Annotated in this window: 1 protein-coding gene; it reads left to right on the top strand. The window is 61.6% G+C overall.

Annotated elements, in window-relative coordinates:
* The coding region (locus AC4FS3_RS29375; RefSeq protein ID WP_491023474.1) for an acyl-CoA dehydrogenase family protein at positions 1-537 on the top strand (537 nt) is incomplete at both ends.

Genomic DNA, 537 nt, shown 5'->3' with positions numbered 1-537 from the left:
GAGCGTCTGCAGGGCCGCTCTCTCGACGGTTCGCGTGGGCCGGTTCCAATCATCGAACATCCTGACGTGCGCAACATGCTGCTGACGGGTCGCGCCTATACGGATGCCGCGCGAGCGCTGGCGATCTGGACATCCATGCAAATGGACATCGCGGCTCGTCATCCCGAAGAAGCCACGCGCAAGAACGCCAATGGCCTCGTCGCGCTCTTGACCCCGGTGATCAAGGCCGCCTTCACGGATTTTGGATTCGAGACGGCGGTGCTCTCCCAGCAGGTCTTCGGCGGCCACGGCTACATCCGCGAATGGGGCATGGAACAATTCGTTCGCGATGCCCGCATCGCCCAGATTTACGAAGGCACCAATGGCATTCAGGCCATGGATCTGGTCCAGCGCAAACTGCCGATGGAGGATGGGAATCTCCCGAGCCGCTTCTTCGCCATCGTCAAACAGGACCTTCAGTCCGCAGCAAGCTCTCAGGACGCCGATGCAATCGTCAATGCGACGGCCGAAGCGCTTGGGAGACTGGAGCGGACCACC

It is taken from the genome of Pseudogemmobacter sp. TB195 (assembly GCF_058313095.1).
This window is presented reverse-complemented; position numbering and strand designations above follow the sequence as displayed.